The 24,883-nt window shown below is 44.0% G+C and carries 24 protein-coding genes and 2 pseudogenes; 23 read left to right on the top strand and 3 right to left on the bottom strand.

The genetic code is table 11. From position 1 onward, the window contains the following. Positions 1 to 213: 213 nt before the first annotated feature. Positions 214 to 393, bottom strand: a pseudogene (locus WDV75_RS18420) (hypothetical protein); the annotation flags it as partial. A 118-nt stretch (positions 394 to 511) separates the two neighbouring features. Here WDV75_RS18420 and WDV75_RS18425 point away from each other — a divergent pair. The 22 genes and pseudogenes from WDV75_RS18425 (at position 512) to WDV75_RS18530 (ending at position 20,035) form a co-directional block, all read left to right on the top strand. Then, a complete protein-coding gene (locus tag WDV75_RS18425) occupies positions 512 to 901 on the top strand; it encodes a hypothetical protein (protein ID WP_273559535.1) in 390 nt (129 codons plus the stop codon). 108 nt (positions 902 to 1,009) lie between these two features. Further along, a pseudogene (locus tag WDV75_RS18430) lies at positions 1,010 to 1,527 on the top strand (SAM-dependent methyltransferase); the annotation flags it as partial. 13 nt (positions 1,528 to 1,540) lie between these two features. Continuing rightward, positions 1,541 to 2,260 (top strand): beta-ketoacyl synthase chain length factor, encoded by a 720-nt coding sequence (locus WDV75_RS18435; RefSeq protein ID WP_273559536.1) that lies wholly within the window; start codon positions 1,541 to 1,543, stop codon positions 2,258 to 2,260. A gap of 4 nt (positions 2,261 to 2,264) precedes the next feature. Then, positions 2,265 to 3,056, top strand: coding sequence for a lysophospholipid acyltransferase family protein (locus tag WDV75_RS18440; RefSeq protein WP_273559627.1), 792 nt, complete (start codon positions 2,265 to 2,267; stop codon positions 3,054 to 3,056). Positions 3,057 to 3,071: 15 nt separating this feature from the next. Next, a complete protein-coding gene (locus WDV75_RS18445) occupies positions 3,072 to 3,329 on the top strand; it encodes a phosphopantetheine-binding protein (protein ID WP_273559537.1) in 258 nt (85 codons plus the stop codon). Positions 3,330 to 3,343: 14 nt separating this feature from the next. Then, positions 3,344 to 3,586: an acyl carrier protein gene (locus WDV75_RS18450; RefSeq protein ID WP_420497518.1), complete on the top strand. Its 243-nt coding sequence runs from the start codon at positions 3,344 to 3,346 to the stop codon at positions 3,584 to 3,586. Between the two features lie 29 nt (positions 3,587 to 3,615). Beyond that, positions 3,616 to 4,179, top strand: coding sequence for a hypothetical protein (locus WDV75_RS18455; RefSeq protein WP_223281611.1), 564 nt, complete (start codon positions 3,616 to 3,618; stop codon positions 4,177 to 4,179). Further along, entirely contained in the window at positions 4,176 to 5,570 is a 1,395-nt protein-coding gene (locus WDV75_RS18460) for an AMP-binding protein (protein ID WP_273559539.1), read from the top strand. Before WDV75_RS18455 ends, WDV75_RS18460 begins: the two co-directional genes overlap by 4 nt. After that, complete coding sequence (locus tag WDV75_RS18465) at positions 5,557 to 5,916, top strand: hydroxymyristoyl-ACP dehydratase (protein WP_189758700.1); 360 nt, start codon at positions 5,557 to 5,559, stop codon at positions 5,914 to 5,916. The genes WDV75_RS18460 and WDV75_RS18465 overlap by 14 nt, the downstream gene beginning before the upstream one ends. Continuing rightward, a complete protein-coding gene (locus WDV75_RS18470) occupies positions 5,907 to 7,622 on the top strand; it encodes a glycosyltransferase family 2 protein (RefSeq protein WP_273559542.1) in 1,716 nt (571 codons plus the stop codon). Before WDV75_RS18465 ends, WDV75_RS18470 begins: the two co-directional genes overlap by 10 nt. Before the next feature lie 3 nt (positions 7,623 to 7,625). Beyond that, positions 7,626 to 8,048 carry an acyl-CoA thioesterase gene (locus WDV75_RS18475; protein ID WP_273559544.1) on the top strand — a complete coding sequence of 141 codons (423 nt, stop codon included), beginning with the start codon at positions 7,626 to 7,628 and terminating at the stop codon, positions 8,046 to 8,048. A gap of 14 nt (positions 8,049 to 8,062) precedes the next feature. Further along, the gene (locus WDV75_RS18480) at positions 8,063 to 8,668 is read left to right on the top strand and encodes a LolA family protein (RefSeq protein ID WP_420497519.1); all 606 of its coding nucleotides are present in this window, start codon (positions 8,063 to 8,065) and stop codon (positions 8,666 to 8,668) included. Then, positions 8,640 to 10,964 (top strand): MMPL family transporter, encoded by a 2,325-nt coding sequence (locus WDV75_RS18485; RefSeq protein WP_273559548.1) that lies wholly within the window; start codon positions 8,640 to 8,642, stop codon positions 10,962 to 10,964. The genes WDV75_RS18480 and WDV75_RS18485 overlap by 29 nt, the downstream gene beginning before the upstream one ends. Continuing rightward, positions 10,961 to 11,524 carry a DUF3261 domain-containing protein gene (locus WDV75_RS18490; protein ID WP_273559549.1) on the top strand — a complete coding sequence of 188 codons (564 nt, stop codon included), beginning with the start codon at positions 10,961 to 10,963 and terminating at the stop codon, positions 11,522 to 11,524. Before WDV75_RS18485 ends, WDV75_RS18490 begins: the two co-directional genes overlap by 4 nt. Before the next feature lie 3 nt (positions 11,525 to 11,527). Beyond that, positions 11,528 to 12,694, top strand: coding sequence for a beta-ketoacyl-[acyl-carrier-protein] synthase family protein (locus tag WDV75_RS18495; RefSeq protein ID WP_273559551.1), 1,167 nt, complete (start codon positions 11,528 to 11,530; stop codon positions 12,692 to 12,694). Beyond that, a complete protein-coding gene (locus tag WDV75_RS18500; RefSeq protein WP_273559553.1) occupies positions 12,694 to 13,173 on the top strand; it encodes a hotdog family protein in 480 nt (159 codons plus the stop codon). The genes WDV75_RS18495 and WDV75_RS18500 overlap by 1 nt, the downstream gene beginning before the upstream one ends. After that, positions 13,170 to 13,901 (top strand): 3-ketoacyl-ACP reductase FabG2, encoded by a 732-nt coding sequence (locus WDV75_RS18505; RefSeq protein WP_273559631.1) that lies wholly within the window; start codon positions 13,170 to 13,172, stop codon positions 13,899 to 13,901. Before WDV75_RS18500 ends, WDV75_RS18505 begins: the two co-directional genes overlap by 4 nt. Further along, positions 13,898 to 15,148 (top strand): beta-ketoacyl-ACP synthase, encoded by a 1,251-nt coding sequence (locus WDV75_RS18510; protein WP_273559555.1) that lies wholly within the window; start codon positions 13,898 to 13,900, stop codon positions 15,146 to 15,148. The genes WDV75_RS18505 and WDV75_RS18510 overlap by 4 nt, the downstream gene beginning before the upstream one ends. Before the next feature lie 277 nt (positions 15,149 to 15,425). Next, a complete protein-coding gene (locus WDV75_RS18515; RefSeq protein WP_273559557.1) occupies positions 15,426 to 16,595 on the top strand; it encodes an MFS transporter in 1,170 nt (389 codons plus the stop codon). Between the two features lie 399 nt (positions 16,596 to 16,994). Then, positions 16,995 to 17,675 carry a DJ-1/PfpI family protein gene (locus WDV75_RS18520; protein ID WP_273559559.1) on the top strand — a complete coding sequence of 227 codons (681 nt, stop codon included), beginning with the start codon at positions 16,995 to 16,997 and terminating at the stop codon, positions 17,673 to 17,675. A gap of 421 nt (positions 17,676 to 18,096) precedes the next feature. Continuing rightward, complete coding sequence (locus tag WDV75_RS18525; RefSeq protein ID WP_273559561.1) at positions 18,097 to 18,543, top strand: acetyltransferase; 447 nt, start codon at positions 18,097 to 18,099, stop codon at positions 18,541 to 18,543. Between the two features lie 553 nt (positions 18,544 to 19,096). Further along, a complete protein-coding gene (locus WDV75_RS18530; RefSeq protein WP_273559563.1) occupies positions 19,097 to 20,035 on the top strand; it encodes a VirK/YbjX family protein in 939 nt (312 codons plus the stop codon). 29 nt (positions 20,036 to 20,064) lie between these two features. Here the strand turns inward: WDV75_RS18530 and WDV75_RS18535 are convergent, their stop codons facing one another. Then, the gene (locus tag WDV75_RS18535; protein WP_189758712.1) at positions 20,065 to 20,661 is read right to left on the bottom strand and encodes a GNAT family N-acetyltransferase; all 597 of its coding nucleotides are present in this window, start codon (positions 20,659 to 20,661) and stop codon (positions 20,065 to 20,067) included. Positions 20,662 to 20,991: 330 nt separating this feature from the next. Here WDV75_RS18535 and WDV75_RS18540 point away from each other — a divergent pair, with 330 nt between their 5' ends. Continuing rightward, positions 20,992 to 23,013 (top strand): FAD-dependent oxidoreductase, encoded by a 2,022-nt coding sequence (locus WDV75_RS18540; protein ID WP_273559566.1) that lies wholly within the window; start codon positions 20,992 to 20,994, stop codon positions 23,011 to 23,013. Positions 23,014 to 23,089: 76 nt separating this feature from the next. On the opposite strand, the gene sstT is transcribed toward WDV75_RS18540, so the two are convergent. After that, complete coding sequence (gene sstT, locus WDV75_RS18545) at positions 23,090 to 24,334, bottom strand: serine/threonine transporter SstT (protein ID WP_273559567.1); 1,245 nt, start codon at positions 24,332 to 24,334, stop codon at positions 23,090 to 23,092. Positions 24,335 to 24,883 lie beyond the last annotated feature (549 nt).

Genomic DNA, 24,883 nt, shown 5'->3' on the forward strand with positions numbered 1-24,883 from the left:
TGCCTGATGTTTTAAATACAATAACGCCTATAGGAAATATAAAAACGGAGCAGGACGTAATGCTTATTGAAGAAGCTAGTTGATTAATATAGGTAAAGAATATGCTGAGATTGCGGTTGAATAACTGAACTCGTATATGTATGGTTATAAATAGTTTTCATAATCATGATACACTCATTTTTCTCACTTTGTTGCATATTGATAAATAAATCAGCGTTTTTGTTGTCCTTTTAGACACCAGTCTGCCCCGATTTTAGGATTCAGATCGATATCGACTTCATATAGTATTAAGATTGCCATAAATCGGCGGGCATAATTTTTATCCCAGGCTTTATGAATAAATTTTTTCATCTGACGTCGTTCATTTCGGGGGATTGGTGTTATGATTCGCATCACTCAGTCCATTTTGGGATTTTTTTGATTTGGCGATTAATCAGATCGCAAAAAATTGCGGCTGAGTTCCCTCCAAGTGAACTACTATTTTGAAAGCCTATTTAACACGAGAGAAATAATGAAAACTTCACATAAGCTACTAATCAGTCTGGCTTGCGTCGTTGCCCTTGCAGGTTGCGCTCGTACTACACCCATATTAACGCCACAAACCACCATGATAAAGGAGAATTCACTGGCTCACGTAAGAAAAGCCATTTTTGAAGCAGGTAAGGAACACAAATGGGTAATGACCGAAATTTCTCCTGGGCTTATTGAGGGTTTCCGGAAAAAACGTAATTATGACGTGCAAATACGCATCAACTATACCGCCAAAAACTACGTCATCAATTATGTCGATAGTCATAAATTAAGAGAGAGTGATGGAAAAATTCACCGCAACTATAATCGTTGGGTCGATGACCTGGATAGAGATATTCAGTTAAACATAGCTCTGCTGGCTAATCAATAAACATCCACTTTAAAGCCTATCCCAGTTGATGTAACCATCTGATGTGATAGGCTTTAATTTGTTAATCTGCTTTCTGAACTATAGACATGTCGGATATCTGGATATATGCCTGCTGGATTAAAAGTGTTTGGAGAATGGTCAACTATCTTATCCTGCCTTAAGTCAATACCCGAACCAAACAAGTTGGTTCACATTTAACCATTTTTATTCTGATACCGCCTTTCATGCAGCATTAAAAACGGTTTTCCCCATAAAGCCTAAAGTGATTTATGATATTGGTGGCAATACAGGAAAATGAGCATTGCGCTGTTACCAATATGACAGTAAAGTCAGCGTCACTATTCTGGATTTACCCCAGCACATAAAATTAGCTAAAGAAAATGTACGTAATCCGGGAATGGCTGATCGTATTTTCGGCTATCCTGTTGACATGTTATTGGATAACAACTTACCCACAGAACCTTAATGCCACCTCGCTTGATTTTACTTGTATAGCAAATGGTAATAGTCGTTTTTACAGCATTAATAATTTCACCCAATTTCTCAATAAGACTGGGTTGGTTATAGAAAACCACATTGATCAGTTGGGATTGGGCCACACATTATTGATCTGCAAAAAACAGTAACAAACGGTATTTCATGAAATTGACATTGGATATTACAGACTGGCAAGCCATCGCTCCTGGCCTTTCTCTTACTGAAGATTGGCTAGAATGGTCCGCAACATTACCGGCCACTATTGATAAATCACGTCCATTACAAAAATGTGCCCAATTACCGATGATGACAGCTCGCCGCTTAAGCTCTGGCAGTCGCCTTGGCGTGGATTGTGGTTTGAGTATCCTGCGTCGCAATCAAGTCGGTGCCATTGTCTATACCAGCCGTCATGGCGAGTTAGAACGTAATTATCAAATATTGCAGAACCTGGCGCAAAAAGAGAATGTTTCTCCTACCAATTTTGCCATGTCAGTTCATAACTCCGCTGTCGGCAACTTAACCATTGTCGCGAAGGCTCCTCTGGTTTCTTCTTCCGTTTCGGCCGGTATTGACAGTTTCCAGCAAGGGATATTTGACGCGTTGACACTGCTTCATGCCGGTTATCGTAAAGTCTTGCTTGTCGATTTTGAGGGGGAGATCCCCAGCTTTTATCACAATGTCATCGATGCCAATACCCCAGCCTATCCATTTGCGGTCGCCCTGCTGCTGGAGCAAGGCTCTGGTTTGCGTTGTACAAAACAATCTTCAGCGAAAACAGAACCAAGTCTTCCTCAAAGTCTCCAGTTTCTTCATGGCTGGTTACGAGGTGAACAGAATTTCACTGTTGCAGGGGATCATTGCCAGTGGCATTGGAGCCGATAAGATGATGAAGAGGATTTCCGTCAATATTACTGAACGCATTAACTGGCTCTGGCGTCTGCTCATGACCGGATTTTGTTTTATCCTGTTTGGCGCAGGCGGATTACTGCTCTCTCTTATTTGGTTTAATTTATTGCTGGTTTTCCAACGTAATGACAATAAACGTTGCTACCTTGCACGCCATAGTATTTCATTTAGTTTTCGTTTGTTCCTTTTTTTAACCAGAAAATTGGGGGTGCTGGATTACCATTTCAATGGATTGGATAAAACCAGGGCGGATAAAGGCTGCTTGATTGTTGCTAATCACCCTACTTTGCTGGATTACGTTATTCTGGCATCGAAATTGCCAGACGTGGATTGCATTGTAAAATCAGCATTACTGCGCAATCCCTTTGTCAGCGGCGTCATTCGTTCTGCACGTTACCCCATTAACAGCGATGCAGAAACTTTGCTCCTTGTTTGTCGCGAACGACTGGCTTCTGGTCACAATATCTTAATTTTTCCAGAAGGAACCCGCACGACACCCGGCCAGCCTATTTCACTACAACGTGGGGCCGCCAATATCGCGGTGCGATGTGAATGCGATTTACGGATAATACATATTACTTGCAGCCAGAAAATGCTGGATAAAAAAAGCAAGTGGTATCAAATCCCACCGAAAAAACCGATTTATACGATCACTATTGGTGAACACCTCACCAATGAAAATTTTGCTGTTGATACAGAAAGCGGGCATACCATCGCTGCCCGCCAACTTAATCGCCAGCTGACTCAATTACTAACACCATCAAACTCATAGATGTCGGATAAGATGATGCAAAAGTTACATATTGAAATAAAACAATTAATTATAGATACCCTGAATCTGGAAGATCTTACACCTGCGGAAATTGAAACCGATGCCCCTCTGTTTGGCGACGGCTTAGGCTTAGATTCAATCGATGCTCTGGAACTGGGGCTGGCAGTAAAAAATCGTTATGGCATCGTATTATCCTCTGAAAGCGAGGAAATGCGTCAACATTTCACTTCTGTCGCCACATTGGCCGCTTACATCCAGTCACAGCAAGCATAAGAACAGGTGTCATCATGGAAAAACAAGCAATTTTTCAGGAAGTCTCCCAATTATTGGTTCAGTTGTTTGAACTGTCTCCCGAAGACATTACACCCGAATCACGGCTTTATGAGGATTTGGAACTCGATAGTATTGATGCCGTTGATATGGTTGTACATTTACAAAAGAAAACTGGGCGCAAAATCAAACCCGAAACATTCAAATCTGTACGCACCGTACAGGACGTCGTGGATGCCGTAGAACAATTGTTGCAATAACAATAATCAGAAAACATTTGGGTAGTTAATTGAGTCCGTTGCTTTTATTGCTCCGTATTGCCAATACCGTCATGTTAATCGCCTGGCCTTTCTTGGTCTGGGCGATGGTTAACTATGGGCAATTTCATGCCATGTTGATTGTCATTATTCTGTTTTTTGTTTTGCGCTTATTAGCAAGCAAACATCAGATTCACCGGCAGCAAAAAATTGGCTGGATATTATCCATTGCAGGAATAACGTTGGGGCTAGCCAGCTTATTTCTGCGCAACCACCAACTTCTTATGTACTACCCTGTAGTCGTTAATGCCGTTTTACTGATTCTGTTTAGCAGTTCATTACGTTACGGGCCACCTATCATTGAAAGAATGGCGCGTATCAAAGAACCTGATTTGCCGCCAAAGGGTATTATCTATACACGTAAAGTTACGTATATCTGGTGTCTGTTCTTTCTGTTCAATGGTGCAGTGTCACTGGGAACCTGCCTCTATAACGATATGCCCCTATGGGCATTGTGGAACGGCATGGTGAGTTATCTATTAATTGGATTGCTCATTTCCATTGAATGGCTGGTACGCCAACGGGTAAAAAAATGATGAAAGCACAACCCCTATCTCAATGGCTATCAGAGGATAATTGTCCCAACCGGTTAGTCAGTTGGGGCAATCACGCTATCAGACTGAATAAACTTCGCCAAGATGTGACCGCGTTATATTTACGCCTGAAAAACCTGCACCAAGAAGATCAAAAACACACAGCTTCCCGCTTGGCTCTCTGTTTTGACGATAGTTATGACTTCTGTGTCGCACTACTGGCAACACTTCATGCTGGCAAAACCCCCGTTATTCCCGGTCATTGCCGCGAAGCGCAATTACAGGAGCAGCTGCCTCTGTTTGATGGTGTGTTGACAGACTTACCCCTGACGTTGTCCTGTCCTTGCTGGCAGGTCACATCGTCTAACCCGGGCATTGATACTAGTGAACAAGCTCCATGTCACATCACATTGCCAGCCATTTCATCGGATGCCACTTTGGTGATGTTCACTTCTGGTTCTACCAGTATTCCTCAACAAGTGTCCAAATCCATTGCCGTCATGGATCTTGAATCCCAGTGGCTGGCTTCGCTATGGGGAGATAAGTTGCAATCCTGCGTGATCAGAGCTTCAGTCAGCCACCAGCATTTATATGGTTTGACGTTCCGCATCTGGCTTCCCATGTCATTGGGTTTACCATTCGATCGCAAAATGGTGGAATTTCCTGAGCAACTGACCAATAGCCCACATTGTGCACTGATCAGTAGCCCTGCCTTTCTGCAACGACTAGATGAAAAACTCCCCGCTCCTGATTGCACATTTGTTGTTTCTGCGGGTGGGCCTTTGCATTTTTCCGATGCGAAACGAGCAATGCAGTGGTTCAACACGCCTCCTTATGAAATTTATGGCTGCACCGAAACAGGTATCATAGCCTGGCGAAGCCATAAAACGGACAATGAGGTCTGGACAACATTTGCAGGCGTGTCACTCCAGGAAGATAAAGAAAAGCATGTGCGCGTCTATTCCCCTCTTCTTTCTGAGCCTTTTGGTCTGGTTTTGGACGATCAATTTGCCTTTGATGACCGAGGCAATTTTGCTTTACTAGGCCGTCGGGATCGTCTGGTAAAAATTGAAGAGAAACGTATTTCGCTGTCAGAAATCGAGCGCCGTTTGTGTGAAATTTCTGGGATCACTGACGCTGCTGTATTACCTGTTAATCGAGGTAAACGCAATAACATTGGTGCGGTCGTCGTTTTAGATCATGAAACCGACAAACGTTATCAGCAACAAGGAATTCGTAAACTGTCACAAGATTGGCGTCACCAATTAAAGCCCTGGCTGGAGCCTGTCGCATTGCCACGTTATTGGCGAGTCGTCGAAGCCATTCCCTTGAATGCTCAAAGCAAGCGCTCATGGCCTGCATTACAGGAACTATTTAATGATGAAACCCATTGAAATTCACCGCGAGCAACCTGCTCCAAATGAGGTCGTTGTACAACTGTCTTTAGATCCCGATTTGGATTGGTTTCGGGGACATTTCCCCATTCAACCACTTCTGCCGGGAATGGCTCAAATCGATTGGGTCATGCATTATGCCCAAACCCTGCTGGCACCGGACTGGTCTTTTTCTTCAATTGAAATGGTGAAATTCCAGTTTCCCCTGCAACCAGGCGATAAACTGCTATTGAAAATCAAATGGGACGAAACAAAACACCTGCTGACCTTCCATTATGACGTAACCGCCCAGAACGGAAGCGAAGGCCAAACTGCAAGCCAGGGAAAAATAAAGCTATGTCGTTGAGTGTGAATACGATTACGCCTTGTGTGATTATTCCTTGTTTTAACCACGGCATAACCATGCCTGCGGTATTGGAAAGATTATCCCCTTATCATCTCCACTGTTTTATCGTAGATGATGGCAGTGAAGCTGATACTCAACATCGCCTTGAACATTTAGCTCAGTCCGTTCCTAATGTGACACTTATCCGCCTTGCACATAATCAGGGCAAAGGTGGTGCCGTCATAGCAGGCATTCGGGCAGCCGCAGATTCAGGATATAGCCATGCCTTACAAATTGATGCCGATGGACAACATTGTCTTGACGATATTCCCCTGTTTTTGGCAAAGGCACAGCGGTATCCCGAGCACTTAATTTCCGGCAACCCTATGTATGATGTTTCCATACCCAAATCCCGCCGTTATGGACGCTATATCACCCATTTCTGGGTTTGGGTCGAAACACTTTCCTTGTCCATTAAAGACAGTATGTGTGGTTTTCGTGTCTATCCACTGGCACCAACGCTACAACTGTTGGCTAACAAAGAAGTCGGCCGTCGCATGGATTTTGATATCGAAATCATGGTGCGACTTTATTGGCGAGGAACAGAAAGTGTATTTGTACCAACAAAAGTTATTTATCCTGAAAATGGCTTATCCCATTTCGATGCCTTGAAAGATAACCTCAGCATCTCATGGATGCACACCCGCCTGTTCTTCGGCATGTTACCGCGCATTCCTTCACTATTATGGCGTAAGCGATTATCGCGCAATCACCGTCATTGGTCAGATATCCAAGAACGCAAAGGATTACTTGGCATGAAGTTCATGCTAGCGATCTATCGATGGTTCGGACGCAAGCCTTTTGAATGGTTGCTCTACCCTGTTGTTGGTTATTTTTGGGGAACGGGTGGTCCACAACGTCAGGCATCCAGCCAATACCTTGAACGGCTAAAACAGACCTTGCAGCATAAAGGCATGGCTATTCCTCAAGGTCTTGATAGCTATCGCCACTACCTGCGTTTTGGCAAAGCTATGTTGGATAAAATTGCAAGCTGGCGTGGTGATCTGAAATGGGGAAAAGATATTGAATTTGCGCAGGGTGCAGAACAAACGCTTTTGGATGGCGACTCAGGTGGGAAACTGCTGCTGGTTTCACATTTAGGCGATATTGAAGTCTGCCGGGCACTGGCGCAACAAGCGGGTAAACAGACGATCAATGCACTGGTTTTTACCGAACACGCTCAACGTTTTAAACAGATTATTGCAGAAATTTCACCACAAGCAGGGATCAATTTATTACCTGTCACGGATGTAGGCGCTGATACCGCCATTATGCTGAAAGAAAAAATTGACGCTGGCGAATGGATTGCCATCGTCGGTGATCGAATTGCCGTTAATCCCTCTAGAGGCAACACTCAACGCGTTGTCTGGAGTCAATTTCTTGGTCATCCTGCCCCCTTTCCGCAAGGGCCGTTTATCCTCGCTTCCGTGTTACGCTGTCCAGTGCTGTTGATGTTTGCGCTTTGGCAAAATAACCAATTCAAAATTTATTGTGAGCACTTTGCCAATCCTCTGGAACTGCCTCGTAAACAAAGAGAACAAGCGTTACAGCAAGCTGTAGATCGCTACGCTTCCCGACTGGAACATTATGCTCTGCAATCCCCGCTCGATTGGTTTAACTTTTTCGATTTTTGGCAATTACCGTCTGCCCGAACCAATAAGGAATAAAAAATGCTGACTGATCCTCGTTTTACCGCCGAGGTTGAACTCACTGTGCCATTTCATGATGCTGATCCCATGGGCGTTGTTTGGCATGGAAATTACTTTCGCTATTTTGAAATTGCCCGTGAAGCACTGATGAACCAACTCAATTATGGTTATCAAGCAATGCGTGAGTCCGGCTATGTTTGGCCTATTGTTGACGCCAAAATCAAATACCGTGCCCCTGTGCTATTTGAACAAAAAATACGCATCAGAGCGTCCATCGAAGAGTTTGAAAACCGTCTGAAAATTGCCTATCAAGTTTTTGATGCAGCCAGCGGCGAAAAAACAACCGTCGGCTATACCATTCAGGTTGCCGTTTCTAAAGAAACACAAGAAATGAGCTTTGTCAGCCCGAATATTCTATTCGAACGTATGGGAGTCAAGCCGTGAAAAAATGGCGCTGGATACTGCTGTCTCTGACAACAATTTTCATTATTATCAATAATACGTCATATGCTGTTACCCTTGAGGAATTACAACAGCGGTTTGCACACCAACCTATTGTGCGGGCGAACTTCACACAAATAAGGCAAATTCAGGGTATTCCTCACCCCCTGTCTTCCAGTGGCCAAATGCTGGTTTCACAGCATAAAGGGCTATGGTGGCATCAACAAAAACCGTTTCCACTGACGCTGTTACTGGATGACAACCATATGGTGCAAGTCATGCCTGGGCAAACACCCCAGGTGATCACCGCTGATTCCAATCCACAACTGTTTCAGTTCAACCACTTGATGCGGGCTCTTTTTCAAGCTGATCGGGCTGTACTGGAAGAAAATTTCAACATCGAATTTAGCGATCTTGGGCAGGAAAAATGGCGCTTAATACTGACGCCGAAAACGTCGCCTTTGGATAAACTGTTCACGGCAATTACGCTCAACGGCCAAACTCACCTTGATGCTATTTTACTGACTGATCGCCAGAGTGATCGTACAGAGCTCTCTTTTAGCCACCACCAATTAACACCAGAGACGCTGAGTCATGAAGAAGAGCAATACTTCAAATTCTGAGCCACGTCCGCTGGCACTACTCTGGCTGTTAACATGCTCTATCCTGCTGATATTTTTGGCAATCTTGTTACCTCAATCTCGCTTGTCTACCAGCGTATTAGCGTTATTGCCTGCACAAAGTACCGGAAACATGCCACCCGCCTTGCAAGAAGAGTTTATGCAACGTCTTGATCGCCAATTAGTGTGGATGGTCAGCCCTACAAAAAACGAGGATATCGCCCCCGCTGAATACTGGCTGGAGCAGTTGCAAAAAACACCATTTTTAACCAATGTCAAAGGACCAATGACCGCAGAGCAACAGCAAGCATGGGGGCGTTTTTACTATGAACACCGTAATGCAATGCTCGATCCTGCTACCCGTGACAGACTGAAAGAGGGTGGCAATCAACAGGCAAACTGGATCTTGTCTCAGGTTTACTCCGCATTCTCTGGTGTCAGCGGGCAAGAACTCAATAATGATCCCCTGATGCTAGTCAGAGGATCACAACTGGCACTCCAGCAGACAACCAGCCAATTGAGACTCCAGAATGGCTGGTTAGTTGCCAAAGATAATGCTGGCAGAAGCTGGTATTTACTTCACGGGGAGCTAAAAAGCGCTTCTTTTGATATGCAGCAAAGCCATCATGCTGTCACTGAATTGAGTCAGTTACAGCAGTCTCTGGAAGCCCGATTTCCTGGTAGCGAAGTGATTTCACGGGGCACTCTGTTTTACAGCGATTACGCCACCCAGCAGGCAAAACACGATATTTCAACATTGGGCAGCGCCACAGTGCTCGGTGTATTGCTACTCATCTATGGTGTTTTTCGCTCCCTGAAACCTTTATTGCTGTGTGTGCTATCCATCAGTATCGGCGCCCTGGCAGGTACTGTCGTGACTTTGGGGATCTTTGGCGAACTTCATTTCATTACGCTGGTAATGAGCATCAGTATCATCGGCATTTCTGCTGATTACGCTATTTATTATCTCACAGAGCGCATGGTACATGGTCAGGAAGTGACATCATGGCAAAGTATGCGAAAAGTTTTGCCTGCTTTATTAATGGCATTGGCAACAACCGTCATTGCCTATCTCATCATGATATGTGCACCTTTTCCAGGCCTGCGCCAATTGGCTGTATTTGCTGCCGCAGGTTTAACCGCATCCTGTTTGACTGTCGTCTGTTGGTATCCGCAACTTGCGAAAAACCTGCCCGTGCGCCCGATTCCGGCGATGTTCATACTCATGCGTTGGCTAGCAATATGGAGACACAATCGGCTCTTTTATATGGGAATTCCTACAATATTGGCGATTTTTGCCGTACTGGGAATTTCCCGTTTGCAAATCAATGATGACATTGCCCAATTACAGGCTTTGCCACAGGAGATCCATCAACAGGAAAACCGCATTGCAGTGCTAACCGGACAGCGAAGTGATCAAAAATGGTTTGTTATTTACGGTGATAATGCAGAACAAACATTGCAACGACTGGAATCCTTTATTCCCAAATTAGATGCAGAAAAACAGCAAGGGAATATCAGTCATTACCAACGATTCCCTCTCTCCTCTCTTGCTCAGCAACATAAGGATCTGGCTCTGCTCAAGGCGGCTACACCCAATATCGTTACTCGCCTGACAGAAGCCGGTTTAATAGTGAAACAACCCGATATTCACGCTATGACTGTCACGCCGGCTGACTGGCTCAATAGTGTCGTCAGTGAAGGTTGGCGTTTGATGTGGATAACTCTGCCAAATGGTCACAATGGCGTTTTGCTTCCCGTCAATGGCGTTAAAAACAGTGTATTGATGCGCCAATTAGCAGAAAATCAGGAAGGAGTGAGTTGGGTTGATCGCAAACTGGCTTTCGATGAGATGTTTCAGTTTTATCGAACCCTACTTGGCTGGTTGCTGACAGGTTCAGTCATACTGATCACTCTCAGTTACATAGCGCGGCTTGGCCCGCGTCGTGGTGTCATCAGCATATTGCCATCACTACTGTCCCTTGGCTGTGGACTGGCCGTTCTCGGTTTTAGTGGTCATAGCCTTAACTTATTTTCAATATTAGCTCTGGTTCTCGTGCTTGGCATTGGCATCAACTATACCCTGTTTTTCAGCAATCCTCGTGCTACTCCGCTGACCTCTCTATTGGCGATCAGCGTAGCAATGTGTACTTCCTTACTCACACTAGGCATGTTGATGTTTAGTAGCACCCAGGCAATCAGTAGCTTTGGTATCGTGTTATGCAGCGGGATCTTAACGGCTTTCCTGCTATCACCATTGGCAATAGCGAAACGCCAAAAAAGGAAAAAACAATCATGATACGGTTATTCATCCTGTCTCTGGCCTGCCTGCTGACAGCTTGTACAAACGCTCCGCAAAACGGTACACCCAGTGCTTGGCTGAAACCCGATGTACGTGTTTTATTGCCCAAACCGGCCATAACGCCAGCCATTAGTGAACAGCAACTGTTAACAGCCACAGTAAAAGGCAAACAGCAATCATTGATTGTGCTGCTTACTGCCAATGAACAGCATCTGTCACTGGCTGGGTTGTCTTCGCTGGGTATCCGGTTGTTCAAATTAGATTACGATAAAAATGGCATTCATACTGAACAATCCATTATCTTGCCGGAACTTCCCCCTGCCAGCCAAGTCCTGGCCGATATTATGCTCAGTTACTGGCCGACTTCCGCCTGGCAGAGCCGTCTACCCGATGGCTGGCGGCTCAAAGACAGCGGTAATTTCCGCCAACTGAATGATAAAAAAGGAAAATTAATCACAGAAATTCATTATGATACCCAAAATGGCAAACGACGCCCGATTCGCATCCAACAATTCGTTTTCGGTTACGACATCGCCATTCAGCATCTGGAAGAGTAAAACATGATTTATATTTCTGCCGTGGGTATGCTCAATGCCTTAGGCAATAATGTGGATGAGATTGAGCAGAATCTTTCGCTCAACCAAGCACCTGGCATGTATGATCGCACAGGCTGGTTACAACCTGATAAAACCTGCTGTCTGGGCGGCGTTGACGGTGAGCTTCCCGTCATCCCTGACAGCCTGTTGCAACATAACAGCCGTAATAACCGGTTGTTACTGGCTGCCTTGAGGCAAATAAAACCACAAGTAGACGAAGCCATCGTCCGCTATGGACGAGAACGCATTGCTGTCATTATGGGAACCAGCACATCCGGCCTCGACGAAGGTGATCAGCATGTCAGCCGCACAATTCATCAGCAATCCGATGAGCATTACCATTATTACCAACAAGAATTGGGCGATCCTTCCCGTTTTCTTGCTAGTTACCTGCGTATTGATGGGCCAGCATTTACCCTCTCTACTGCCTGTTCATCCAGTTCACGGGCGATTATCAGTGGCCAACGTCTAATTGAAATGGGACTGGTGGATGTCGCCATTGTTGGTGGGGCGGATACATTGAGTCGTATGCCAATTAATGGGTTCAATAGCCTGGAATCCATTTCTCCAACCTTATGTGAACCCTTTTGTGAGGATCGCCAGGGCATTACCATTGGAGAAGCCTCAACATTGCTGCTGCTAACACGGGAACCCCAGCCGATAGCCTTACTTGGCGTAGGCGAATCAAGCGACGCTTGGCATATGTCAGCCCCTCATCCTGAAGGAAAAGGCGCCATTGAAGCTATCACTATGGCACTGGGAAATGCCGGACTCTCTCCAGCCGATGTCGGTTACATTAATCTGCATGGGACAGGCACGAAATTGAATGATCAGATGGAAGCAATGGTTATCCATCAGATTTTCGGTGAAAACACACCATGCAGTTCTACGAAGTTTTTAACCGGTCATACCCTTGGCGCCGCAGGTGCCTGTGAAGCGGGACTTTGTTGGTTACTGTCAACACGTAATTTACCACTGCCTGCACAAGATTTTTCACGCTCCAGTATTGATAGCTCATTGCCTGCTTGTGGCTTGCTAACCCAATCACAGCCACTAAAAAAACCGATTGTCATGTCAAATTCTTTTGCCTTTGGTGGCAACAATACCAGCCTGATATTGGGAGTAGTATAATGTCTGACTACTTACCGATAGATCGTTATCTCCCGCATGAAGCCCCCATGGTATTACTGGAAAAAGTGATCAACGTATCCAGCAATCATGTCCATTGTCAGGTCACGGTCAGCCAGGATGGGGTTTTATCTCCTTTTCTCAATGCAGAAGGCCATATGCCGGCTTGGTTTGCCATTGAAATCATGGCCCAGACCATTGGTGTCTGGTCTGGCTGGCATCGCAAGGAAAGAAAAGAAGAAGATTCCACATTGGGTATGTTATTGGGAGGGCGTGCGATACGGTGCCAAGTCCCTACTTTCACACCAGGTAGTGTATTAGATATTCAGATGAATTTATTACTGCAAGATGAAAAATTTGGCAGTTTTGAAGGTGAAATCAGTTGCAACGGCACCGTACTGGTGACAGGCCGACTGAATACCTACCAACCTAACAAAACAGAACTCACACAACTCATAAATAAACAGGATGGAGTAGCATAATGCGTTCAGTTCTAGTGACCGGTGCCAGTAAAGGGATTGGCAGGGCAATTGCCTGCCGACTGGCAGCAGATGGTTTTACTATCATCGTGCATTATCACCGCGATGCTAAAGGTGCAAAAGAGACACTGGAACACATTCAGGCAAATGGAGGCAATGGCCGTATCCTGAATTTTGATGTTGCGGATCGAATGAGCTGCCGTGAAAAGCTAGAAAAAGACATCAAAACCCACGGCGCTTACTATGGCATCGTCTGCAATGCAGGGATTGCCAAAGATGGTGCATTCCCAGCCCTCGAAGGCAATGACTGGGACAGTGTCATTCATACCAATTTAGATGGTTTCTACAATGTTATCCATCCTTGCGTCATGCCAATGATCGGCTTACGTCAGGGAGGACGTATCCTCACCTTATCATCCGTATCTGGTTTGATGGGTAACCGCGGACAAGTCAATTACAGCGCAGCTAAGGCAGGAATTATCGGCGCAACAAAAGCGCTGGCAATCGAATTAGCGAAAAGAAAAATCACTGTGAACTGCATTGCACCCGGCCTGATTGGGACAGATATGATTCAAATGGAAGAAGTGGCTTTGAAAGAAGCGATGAACATGATCCCAATGAAACGTATCGGACAAGTGGAAGAAGTGGCTGGTCTTGCCAGCTACCTGATGTCTGATATTGCGGGATATGTCACCCGTCAAGTTATCTCAATCAACGGAGGAATGCTATGAACCACAATGCGCTATTCCAGCCCCGCAGGGTAGTGATTACAGGAATGGGTGGCATCACCGCATTGGGGCACAATTGGCAATCTGTTTCCGCGGGATTGCAAACGGGCATTAATGCCGTGCAACAGATGACTGCGTGGGCAGAATATGATGGGCTTAATACCCATCTTGGGGCGCCGGTTACGGATTTTATTTTACCCGAACATTATACCCGTAAACGCATTCGTTCTATGGGACGTGTTTCCCTGATGTCAACGCGCGCCACAGAGCTCGCTTTAGAGATGGCAGGCTTGCTTAATGATCCAATACTAACCAATGGGGAAACAGGGATTGCCTATGGTTCTTCTACGGGCAGCACCAAACCTGTCAGCGAATTTGCCACCATGCTGACGGAAAAACACACCAATAACATCACAGGCACAACCTATGTGCAAATGATGCCCCATACCACAGCAGTCAACACAAGTCTGTTCTTTGGCTTGCGCGGCCGCGTGATCCCAACCTCAAGTGCCTGTACATCTGGTAGTCAGGCAATTGGGTACGCGTGGGAAGCCATCCGCCACGGTTATCAAACTGTTATGGTCGCAGGTGGCGCGGAAGAGTTATGTCCATCCGAAGCGGCAGTATTTGATACGCTGTTCGCTACCAGCCAGAAGAACGAAACACCGAAGAACACACCATCTCCATTTGATGTTAACCGCGATGGATTAGTGATTGGTGAAGGTGCGGGGACATTAATCCTTGAAGAATTGGATCACGCCAAAGCACGTGGTGCCAAGATTTATGGCGAAATTATCGGATTTGCCACTAACTGTGATGCTTCCCATATCACCCAACCAAAATCGGAAACCATGCAGATATGCATTGAAATGGCACTGAAATCCGCGGGCTTACAGCCAGCCGACATCGGTTATATCAGCGCTCACGGTACTGCAACCGATCGAGGAGATGTGGCAGAGAGCCAAGCGACTGCCAATATTTTTGGCAACCAAACACCTATCTCTTCACTGAAAAGCTATTTCGGCCATACGCTGGGGGCGTGTGGTTCCCTTGAAGCATGGTTAAGCCTGGAAATGATGAATGAAGGTTGGTTTGCTCCAACAATCAATCTCAACGAAATTGATCCCGCTTGTGGTGAGTTGGATTACATCATGCACCAACCTCGTAAAATCCAAACCGAATTTATCCAAAGCAATAATTTTGCCTTTGGTGGAATTAATACCTCGATGGTGATCCGTCGTTGGAATTAATTTAAGCAACTTAAGGCCACTATCTGGGGGATGGGTGGCCTCATAACCATTTCGCTTTTCCATAAATCTTTTCATTCATAAGTATCAGTTTTTCTCGTTGTATCTCTTTGTAAGAAAGGTCTATAGTCCGCACCATTCAAGGTCATTGAGTGACTTACCTACTGCTTAAATCATCAAGATATATTCCAGTCCTTGGCCTATATCGTGACCGCCATTCGGCAAAAACGTGATGAAAAGCAGCGCATCTGGCTGATTTTTTTATGTGGAGACGACAGTAGTGAAACTGCTGCGCAAGAGTGACAGTGCATTTGTACCTGTCGCCGGCTTGACTGTTTTTGCCATTGCTTCTGGTTACCTAATGAGCTTAATTCCGCTGTCGATGGCAAGTTTCAGCATTGATACGGTTTATGCCAGTTGGTTAGCCAGTGCTTATTATGCCGGTTTATTAATTGGCTCAATGATGATTGAGCCTGTTATCGCCAAAATAGGTCACCGCCTTTCATTCATTGTTTTTTTGTTGCTTTTATCAACGACAGTTATCGTCTTGCCTTTTTTTCCAAATAAAGAAATTTGGTTAGTTGTACGGTGTATTGCTGGTGTGGCCGTTGCCGGTATCTTTGTTGTGGTCGAATCCTGGTTATTGATCGGTGACAACGCCAAAGAACGTGCCAGACGTCTGAGCTTTTATATGACGTCTCTTTACGGTGGAACAACTTTAGGACAATTATTGATCGGGCCTATTGGCACACAGGGAATGATCCCCTTTATGGTCATTTCGGCACTGCTGTTTGTCGCAATTTTGCCTCCATTATTCGTGCGTCATGGTCAACCTCCTGCGCTCCACCACCAAAGTCTATCGCTAAGAAAAATGGCTGAATTCAGTAAACCTGCGATCGTTGGTTGCATGACATCGGGTATTGTTATGGGCACTATCTATGGTTTGATGCCTTTATCACTCAGCCAAAGTCATTTCAGTGCCGATCAAGTCGGTGTATTAATGGCAGCCATTATTCTAGGCGGAATGGTCATACAACCCATTATCAGTAAACTGTCCGTCATCATGAGCAAAACTTTTTTATTGGCAATAGTTTCATTACTGGGTGTATTTGCCGTAGGAATGACCTATCTCTTTGAACATTATATTGTCATGATAGTGTCACTGGCTCTTTTGGGAATGTCATCTTTTGCGTTGTATCCCATTGCGATTACCCTTGCTTGTGACAAGCTGGATGCGTCCTATATTGTAGCGGCAAGCCAGGTTATGTTGTTAAGTTACAGTGTCGGTTCTGCCGTTGGGCCACTGGTAGCAGGGCATTTTATGCTACAACACTACTTTAAGGTGCAACACAATGGATTGATGAGTTTCTTTTTCATTGTGTTATTAGCTACCGCGATTTATATGCTGCTGGCGAGCTTGTACCGTAAAGACCGTGTACTGGTAAGCTAGTTACAAAATAAGCTGGATTTATATGAAAGCGTCGCAACTTGCGGCGCTTTTTTATTTTTCATCTCTTAATTTACCCTGATCAAACAACAATTATTTTGGTCTATTGCCAATCTCAGTGGCAGGCATTTTCTTCCTGAGGAGAACGTTATGACGTTTCACAATAAATAGGTCGATTTTTATATGAGTCAACGTCATCAAGATCTTACACAACAGATCACTTCAGCAGCCATCTTTATACAAATTAAGCGCATTATTTTCTGATTTTAAAGACTAAAAAGATTGTTTTTCGCGAAGTGCGAAGCATTAGATTTTTTTGATATGGAGTAAAATTGAATCAATCTGATATTTACGTAAGACAATTCTACATTAAGTTTTTTCATGAGCTATTTGGAGAATAATATGAAAATTGCCTTCCTTTTATATCCCGCAGTCACTCAGCTTGATTTTGCTGGCCCCGCGCAAATTCTAACTCGCCTTAAAGATGCTTCAGTGCATTTTGTCGCCAAAACAAAAGAGCCTGTTGCCACAGATGCTGGATTTTCAGTCATACCAACAGATTGTTTTAGCGATATACACTCTGCCGATATTTTATGTGTCCCTGGTGGCTTGGGCAGTACTGAAGCAATGGAAGATGAAGAAACCCTAGCTTGGGTTGCTAAAATTGGTGAACAAAGCCAATGGGTTACAAGTGTTTGCACAGGTTCTATGATTTTAGCTGCCGCCGGACTTTTAAAAGGATATCGTGCAACATCACATTGGGTGGTACGTGATGATCTAGCATTTTTTGGAGCAATTCCAACACAGGAACGTGTTGTTTTTGATCGCAATCGTGTAACGGGGGGTGGCGTCACTGCAGGTATTGATTTTGGTTTTGCGCTTTCTGCTACCATTCAGGGGGAAGATCACGCCAAGCTGATACAACTTGAATATGAATATGACCCCGCAATGCCTTTAGCTGGAGGTACACCTGAAACTGCCAATGCGCATATTTTAGCTCAAGCTAACAACAATTTAGCATATATGTTACCAAACCACCGTGAACGCATTGTCAAGATCGCTGAACGCTTTGGATTTCAGTAATAGTTTTATGTCAATAACCAGTTCACATGATGATGCAATGGTGCGGCTTCTCAGTACACATCTCGGAGTTCAATATGTCTGCGTCAAACATTTGTTGTTCTGGTCGCATTAATGGCTTAATTCTGCCAAGTTATCATCGAAAACCGTCCGATTTGAGATCACCGACGGTTTTCAAGCCCCATGTTATGCATCACTTAGGATGTGGTGTATATTGATTATCTTAACTGACGTAAACAAGAACAATTATTCTGCCAGTGTTGGTTTCGTTGAGGTTGGTATTGATTGCTGGTCATGAGTACACACCATCCGTGCTTAAGGACCAATTGTCAGCGTATTGTATTACATCATTTTTAACTTCAAGATAGCTGAAAAAAACATTCTGTCTGAAGCCGAAAACTACAGAAAAATTTAGGGTTATGAAATGCAAATACAACAAGCCACCAAAGCAGATTTTTCGACACTAATTCAAATTTGGGAGGCATCTGTACTTGCTACTCATGATTTCTTGCCCAAGTCTATGATAGAGATTTTACGCCCACAAATCCTTAACGATTATTTACCCCATCTCACTGTTTATAAGGCGGTAGATGTACAAGATAATATCGTAGGATTTATTAGTACCGATCAACATCGAGTAGAAATGTTGTTTATTGCGCCACAAGCGCGAGGAACAGGAATCGGTAAGATGTTATTACAATTTGCTATTAACGAATTACAGATCAATGAGTTGGATGTCAACGAGCAAAATACACAGGGCGTCGGCTTTTACCAATATATGGGATTTCAGGTATTTTCTCGTTCAGAGCTTGATGGACAAGGGAATCCATTTCCTCTATTACACATGAAACTAAATAGAGTTTTAAAATGAGATGCATGTGATATCTCCCCTTTTCGCGGGGGGAGATATAAGACTCATCTTGAAAAGCGATTGGTATAATCCATAAATAAGATAACTATATATACCAATCTAACTTCAATATGCGTGTGATTTATTCCCGCGAAGCGGGAAAAAATCAGGTTTCATAGAGTATTGTAAATTGCAACTTGAAGTTTAATGTGTATAGAATAAAATAAAAATATTATTTAAAGCGTTATTTATTAAATAATAATAGGTATTATTTAATAAAAATGATATACCAATCTAACTTCAAGAATAACACTCTTTACTATAAATAAAATTAAAGTAAATGCATATTTTGCAAACATATGGGTGGAATTTGATAAATCAATGATATAATGCCATCTTGTCTATTCCCATCACCTTTCAAGTTACAGCTTTGCTGGCTACGTCCATATCTCTTAGTCACGTAGTTATAAACACAGAGTTCGCTCTGCTCTTGGGGATTTACCCTTTTGCCACTGTGCTGCAACTTGAAATCTAGTGGATATAAATATTTTTTACTTTTGTTGAGCTTGAGTTAATGAGTTACTTACAGCAACCTACGTCTTCAGGAATAAAGCTATTTACTGATCTTGTCGGAAAACGTATTATCCTAGGGGAACTCTGGTATTCTTCCGGTACCCGCACTAAATTTGCACTACGCAGCCTTCTGACTCCCATTTCAACATTAAAACTGTTGAATGGCATTACCAGAACGCCTCATTATCTAGATATTCTGAAAAAACAACCCAGTTGGCCTTGTAAATTACATCGTCCATACTTAAGCATTAATTTTAAGCGCAACCAGATTGTCGGCGCTCTGAATGATCATTATCAAATATTATTCAAACAGTTAGAATCTACTGTTATTAATCGGATTTTTTCTGTTCATACTTATTTACTGGCAACCATTCAAGGGAAAAATGAAACTTTTCTGATATATATTGATGCACTGGACAACCTGAATAAAGAAGGTGAACTCTCTCTCTATATTACTACTGCGGAGAATGTTACTCTGGCCAAGTGTGCATTCACTTTATTAACGATTGATGGCAAACAGACACTCTTTATTGGTGCACTACAAGGGCCAACTAAAGGAGATAATTCTCTGGAGATTATCCGCCATGCAACTAAAGAGTGTTATGGCTTATTCCCTAAACGCTTGTTGATTGAGGCTATTTGTCGTTTTGCTGATCATATGAATTGTGAACAGATCCAAGCAGCCAGTAACGAAACTCATATCTATCGTAGCATCCGTTATTGGCATAAAAAGAAAAATAAGATGGTGGCCGATTACAATTCTTTCTGGGAATCGCTAAATGGCATCAGAAAGGAAAATAATGATTTCCATTTGCCATCATGCATAGAAAGAAAATCGTTGGATGAGATCCCCAGTAAAAAACGCGCCGAATATCGCCGCCGCTATCAATTACTGGATGATCTGGAAAACGATATCAAGGCATCCCTGACAACCGACTGATTTCCTGTCAAAAAATATCAATTATGCCCTCAACGTGGCTTCGTCATTAACCATGTAAGATGCGTTTTAATGGCGGGCCATTCATTGAACAGAATGCTATAAACGCAAGTATCCCTTATTGAACCATCTTTGGCTCGCAGGTGATGACGCAAAATCCCATCCAGTTTTGCTCCCAATCGTTCAATCGCCTTGCGGCTTTGATGGTTTAAAAAATGGGTACGGAGTTCCACGGCAACGCATTCCAGTTCCTCAAATGCATACTGCAACAGTAAAAACTTGGCTTCCGTATTAATCGCTGTGCGTTGGACAGAATGCGCATACCATGTAGAACCAATTTCCAATCTGGGAATATTCGCATCAATATTCATATAAGTTGTCATGCCAACCGCTATCCCCGTTGCATTGTTGATGACAGCAAAAGGTAACATGCTGCCCTTGCCATGCAGGGTTAAACGACGTTCAATTTCCGCCTGGACATTTGCAGGATCAGGCACACTGGCATACCACAGCTTATGTAACTGCCCATCCTCAATAGCACGAACAAATTCATCATGTCTGTCATGTGATAAAGGTATTAAAGTCACACTTTTTCCGGTTAACGTCACCCAATCTGTTATTTTTCCCATAATTACATCTCTCCCCACTTATTTCTCTCACACCTGTTTCCTGCCAAGGCTTAATTATTCATCATTCCGTAAGAATATATTCACAGTATGCACCGTTAAAAACATGAGACAATCATAAATAAGAGGAATTTCTCGCCTCAATAGATTTTCATTAAGGGACGATTGAAGCTCTATTTCATGATATTTGTCACAATCAATTAACAAAGTGGTTCCAATAATGGCGGAACTGTCTACATTTAATCATCATCTCATCCGACCACTTAGCCTATTTAGATTCATACGGAAAACAATAATATTTCTTGAGCTACCAAATATTTGATGGAGAATGCAATGAGCAATTACCCTCACCTGCTTGCACCGCTGGATTTGGGCTTTACCACATTAAAAAACCGTGTATTGATGGGTTCAATGCACACGGGGCTTGAAGAACATCCCGACGGTGCCCAACGTTTGGCCCAATTTTATGCAGAACGGGCAGCGGGAGGCGTCGCACTGATTGTGACCGGCGGTATCGCACCAAACCCGCAAGGCGTTGTTGCGGCGGGAGCAAGTATCCTGAATAGTGAAGCTCACCTGCCTCATCACCAGCTTATTACAGAAGCGGTACATCAGGCAGGGGGAAAAATTGCTTTACAAATCCTGCATGCCGGACGCTACAGCTATCAGAAAAATTCTGTTGCACCTTCAGCCATTCAAGCTCCGATTAACCCCTTTATGCCGAAAGAAATGTCTGAGAATGACATCCGGCAGACAATCAAGGATTTTGCCTACTGTGCGCAACTGGCACAACAAGCCGGCTATGATGGCGTGGAAATCATGGGCTCAGAAGGTTATCTCATCAATCAGTTTCTGGTCACTCGCACCAATCATCGACAGGATAAATGGGGGGGAACTTTCGAAAATCGAATGCGCTTTGCACTAGAAGTTGTCAAAGCGGTCCGTGCTATCACGGGAGAGCGTTTTATCATCATCTATCGCCTTTCTATGCTGGATTTAGTGGAAGATGGCTCCAATTGGCAAGAGATAGAACAACTGGCACGGGAAATTGAAAAAGCAGGGGCATCCATTATCAATACCGGCATCGGCTGGCATGAAGCCCACATCCCAACGATTGCTACGATGGTACCCAGAGCCGGATTTAGCTGGGTTACGCAAAAGTTGATGGGGAAAGTCAGCATTCCTTTAATTACAACCAACCGCATCAACAGTCCCCAGGTTGCTGAACAAGTGCTCAGTGAAGGCTGTGCCGATATGGTTTCGATGGCGCGTCCATTTCTTGCTGATGCCGAATTTGTATTGAAAACCGCACAGGATCGTGCTGATGAAATCAATACCTGCATAGGCTGTAACCAAGCCTGTCTGGACAGGGTCTTTGTCGGCAAGCTAACGTCTTGTCTGGTCAATCCACGCGCCTGCCATGAAACGGAATTCATTGCCACTCCTGTAAAAGCCCCCAAAACCATCGCTGTTATCGGTGCCGGACCGGCGGGATTATCCTTTGCTGTCACAGCAGCCAGCCGAGGACACCATGTCACACTGTTTGAACGGGAAAACCAAATCGGCGGGCAGTTTAATATCGCCAAACAGATCCCTGGCAAAGAAGAATTCCATGAAACTTTACGCTATTTTGAACGCCAGTTAGCATTGAACGGCGTCGAAGTATGCCTCAACCATACGGCAACTGCCGACCAACTTTTATCGTTTGATGAAATTGTCATTGCAACAGGGATCATGCCACGCATCCCCAATATCGATGGTATTGAACATGAAAAGGTGCTGACTTACCTTGATGTATTGAAACATAAACGGCAAGTTGGAAAACGCATCGCCATCATTGGTGCTGGAGGCATTGGTTTTGATACTGCTGAGTATTTGAGCCAAAGCGGACAAAGCACCAGCTTAAGCAGCCATGCTTTTAGCCATGAGTGGGGAATTGATCGGACAATTACGCATAGAGGAGGATTACGGCCAGAAGGTGCACAGGTCGAGCGTTCTCCTCGTAAAATCTATCTGCTGCAACGCAAAGATACCAAAGTCGGGGATGGCTTAGGAAAAACCACAGGTTGGGTGCATAAAACCAGCCTGTTAATGCGAGGCGTAACCATGTTAAACAGCGTTCAATATTTGAAAATTGATGATCAGGGATTGCATATCCGTCGTGGTGATAAACAACAATGCCTGGAAGTGGATAATGTGATTATTTGCGCAGGACAGGAACCCTTAAAAGCACTCTATCAACCATTACAGGCAATGGGAAAAAATGTGCATATCATTGGTGGAGCAGATATTGCTGCCGAACTGGATGCGCGCAGAGCAATCGCTCAAGGAGCCCGATTGGCACTTAACATATAACGCCAATTCTAAGAGCAAGAACGGTGATAATTATACCCAACTCATTATCACCGTTTTATTCCCGCTATTCTTACAATTAACGCTGCGCCAGCCGATTCGCCGCAATACGAGACTCTTCGGCCTGACAAGCGGCGGCGGTAAACAGCACATCGGTGGAAGAATTCAGGCCCGTCTCAGCAGAATCCTGCAATACCCCAATAATAAAGCCCACAGCAACAACCTGCATGGCAATTTCATTGGGAATACCAAACATACTACACGCCAGAGGGATCAATAATAATGAGCCACCAGCAACCCCTGATGATCCACATGCAGCAATAACAGAAACGACACTCAGTAATATCGCGTTAGGAATGTCCACCACCATACCTAGTGTATTCGCCGCCGCCAGTGTCAATACAGTGATCGTGACGGCCGCGCCCGCCATATTAATGGTAGCGCCCAAGGGAATGGAAACGGAGTAAGTATCCTCATCAAGATTCATACGGCGGCACATTGCCATATTCACCGGAATATTGGCGGCTGAACTACGAGTAAAGAACGCCATTACGCCACTTTCACGCAAGCAAGCAAATACCAGAGGATAAGGGTTGCGACGGATTTTCCAGAAAACAATCAATGGATTGACAACCAGTGCAACGACAATCATGCAACTAATTAGCACGATTAACAGGTGGGCGTAGCCGAACAAGGTTTCAAAACCTGTCGTCGCAATCGTTGAGGAAACCAGGCCGAAAATACCAATAGGTGCCAGACGGATAACAACACGTACAAGCTGTGTCACTGCCCCTGACAGGTCTTGAATCAATGTCTTCGTTGATTCATTGGCATGACGTAAAGCAATACCCAAACCAATTGACCATGCCAGGATCCCAACGTAGTTTCCTTTTAATATCGCATCAATCGGGTTAGCAACGATATTGAGCAGTAATCCTCTTAACACTTCAACGATATTTGAAGGGGATGACACATGAGTGTCACTCGTCACCAAAACCAAGGTTGATGGGAACAACAAACTGCCAATGACAGCCACAACCGCAGCGCAGAATGTGCCTATCAGATACAAGACCAGAATGGGGCGAATATTGCTTTTCTGGCCTATTTTATGGTTGGCTATCGAAGACATAACCAATACCCACACCAGAACAGGAGCTACCGCTTTTAACGCCCCGACAAAGAGTGTCCCTAGCAATTCAACGGATTTGGCCGCGGAAGGCACCAGCCATGCCAGCAATATCCCCAGTATTAACCCGACAAGGATTTGTTTTACCAGGCTTCCTTGTACAATAAATTGCACAAAGTTTGTTTGTTGTTTTTTCATAGCCTACCCATCAAGAAACGACAAATAATAATTCATTGCAATATTACAGAGAACCCAACAATTTATAACAATTCAGTTACATTTGTGTGATCGAAACTGCAATTTTCTCATCCACGACATTCTTAAAGTATTCATGATGTATACGCATTAAACTTCAAGTTGCAATTTACGACACGATATGAAACCTGATTTCTCCCCGCTTTGCGGGAGAGAAATCACTTTCCACCATTAATCAAATAGCAAGCGTGAAATAAACTGACAAAAGATATAAATTCAGCCCATCCACATGAAAAATTGCTTATTAATGGTATTTTGTAAAATTTCACCTCTCGATTAATTCATTGAGATATCTGAATGAATTAATTTTTACATTTAGGTAAATGTTCAATTGATCAACAAAATTTTCTGTCTCGATACAGCTGATTTTGTTAAAGTGTGCCAGTCGATCTTTAGGCCATCTTGAAGGGATTTCGAGATCATTTTATGACAACTGATATTAATTACTTTTTATTACAAAGTATTTAATAGAAATTAACCATAAATGCACCA

It is taken from the genome of Xenorhabdus griffiniae (genome assembly GCF_037265215.1).
Lineage (GTDB): Bacteria > Pseudomonadota > Gammaproteobacteria > Enterobacterales > Enterobacteriaceae > Xenorhabdus > Xenorhabdus griffiniae.

Coding starts and splice junctions, on each gene's coding strand:
- WDV75_RS18495 (WP_273559551.1), top strand. CDS start 11,528: ATGATTTATATTTCTGCCGTGGGTATGCTCAATGCCTTAGGCAATAAT.
- WDV75_RS18500 (WP_273559553.1), top strand. CDS start 12,694: ATGTCTGACTACTTACCGATAGATCGTTATCTCCCGCATGAAGCCCCC.
- WDV75_RS18490 (WP_273559549.1), top strand. CDS start 10,961: ATGATACGGTTATTCATCCTGTCTCTGGCCTGCCTGCTGACAGCTTGT.
- WDV75_RS18445 (WP_273559537.1), top strand. CDS start 3,072: ATGCAAAAGTTACATATTGAAATAAAACAATTAATTATAGATACCCTG.
- WDV75_RS18520 (WP_273559559.1), top strand. CDS start 16,995: ATGAAAATTGCCTTCCTTTTATATCCCGCAGTCACTCAGCTTGATTTT.
- WDV75_RS18525 (WP_273559561.1), top strand. CDS start 18,097: ATGCAAATACAACAAGCCACCAAAGCAGATTTTTCGACACTAATTCAA.
- WDV75_RS18460 (WP_273559539.1), top strand. CDS start 4,176: ATGATGAAAGCACAACCCCTATCTCAATGGCTATCAGAGGATAATTGT.
- sstT (WP_273559567.1), bottom strand. CDS start 24,334: ATGAAAAAACAACAAACAAACTTTGTGCAATTTATTGTACAAGGAAGC.
- WDV75_RS18540 (WP_273559566.1), top strand. CDS start 20,992: ATGAGCAATTACCCTCACCTGCTTGCACCGCTGGATTTGGGCTTTACC.
- WDV75_RS18465 (WP_189758700.1), top strand. CDS start 5,557: ATGAAACCCATTGAAATTCACCGCGAGCAACCTGCTCCAAATGAGGTC.
- WDV75_RS18485 (WP_273559548.1), top strand. CDS start 8,640: ATGAAGAAGAGCAATACTTCAAATTCTGAGCCACGTCCGCTGGCACTA.
- WDV75_RS18425 (WP_273559535.1), top strand. CDS start 512: ATGAAAACTTCACATAAGCTACTAATCAGTCTGGCTTGCGTCGTTGCC.
- WDV75_RS18530 (WP_273559563.1), top strand. CDS start 19,097: ATGAGTTACTTACAGCAACCTACGTCTTCAGGAATAAAGCTATTTACT.
- WDV75_RS18450 (WP_420497518.1), top strand. CDS start 3,344: ATGGAAAAACAAGCAATTTTTCAGGAAGTCTCCCAATTATTGGTTCAG.
- WDV75_RS18440 (WP_273559627.1), top strand. CDS start 2,265: ATGAAGAGGATTTCCGTCAATATTACTGAACGCATTAACTGGCTCTGG.
- WDV75_RS18535 (WP_189758712.1), bottom strand. CDS start 20,661: ATGGGAAAAATAACAGATTGGGTGACGTTAACCGGAAAAAGTGTGACT.
- WDV75_RS18435 (WP_273559536.1), top strand. CDS start 1,541: ATGAAATTGACATTGGATATTACAGACTGGCAAGCCATCGCTCCTGGC.
- WDV75_RS18470 (WP_273559542.1), top strand. CDS start 5,907: ATGTCGTTGAGTGTGAATACGATTACGCCTTGTGTGATTATTCCTTGT.
- WDV75_RS18510 (WP_273559555.1), top strand. CDS start 13,898: ATGAACCACAATGCGCTATTCCAGCCCCGCAGGGTAGTGATTACAGGA.
- WDV75_RS18475 (WP_273559544.1), top strand. CDS start 7,626: ATGCTGACTGATCCTCGTTTTACCGCCGAGGTTGAACTCACTGTGCCA.